Source organism: Methylobacterium crusticola, assembly GCF_003574465.1.
In the GTDB taxonomy this organism is placed as follows: domain Bacteria; phylum Pseudomonadota; class Alphaproteobacteria; order Rhizobiales; family Beijerinckiaceae; genus Methylobacterium; species Methylobacterium crusticola.
This window is the reverse complement of sequence record NZ_QOWC01000510.1, coordinates 1-636: the sequence shown is the minus strand read 5'-3', so window position 1 is coordinate 636 and position 636 is coordinate 1. Positions and strand designations below refer to the sequence as shown.

The 636-nt window shown below is 82.5% G+C and carries 1 pseudogene; it reads left to right on the top strand.

The window, feature by feature from the left end:
• Positions 1–336 precede the first annotated feature (336 nt).
• Positions 337–636, top strand: a pseudogene (locus DT057_RS35125) (hypothetical protein); the annotation flags it as partial.

The following is a 636-nucleotide window of genomic DNA, read 5'->3' as shown; positions in this document are numbered from 1 at the left end:
GCGCCGGGCCCGTCCGGGGCGGCGGATGCGAGCCGCACGGCGGCGCCGAGCAGCTCGGTCGGACAGGCCGGGGCGGTGCCGAGCACCGCCTATCCGGCGGCGCCCGGCGGGCTGCCCTCGAACCGGCCGGACGGCACCGCGCCGCGGTGAGGCCCCGGTCCTCCGGGCGCCGCGGGACGGCCGCGGGGCTCGATCCGGGGCTTGATCCGCCCGGCCGGATGCGCGAGGGGCGTGGACCATGCGGCGCTGCCCGTCCTTCGCCCCGCGGCGCAGCCGCTCCCCGCCGTGAGGCGCGGCTCCTGCCCGGCGCGGCGCCCGCGGGCGGCGTGGCGGCCGATGCGGGCGGCGGACCTGCCCGCCGTCGCGGCCATCGCGGCCCTCGTGCATCCGGATTACCCGGAGGACGACGCGGTCGCGGCCGAGCGGCTGCGGCTCTGCCCGGAGGGCTGCCTCGTCCTCGCGCAGGCGGGCCGCGTCGTCGGCTACGCGATCGGCCATCCCTGGCACGCGCGGGCGGTGCCTGGCACGCGCGGGCGGTGCCGCCCCTCGGCGCGCGGCTCGGCGCCCTGCCCGAGCCCGCCGGCGCCTGGTGCATCCACGACCTCGCGCTGCTGCCCGAGGCGCGCGGCAGCGGCG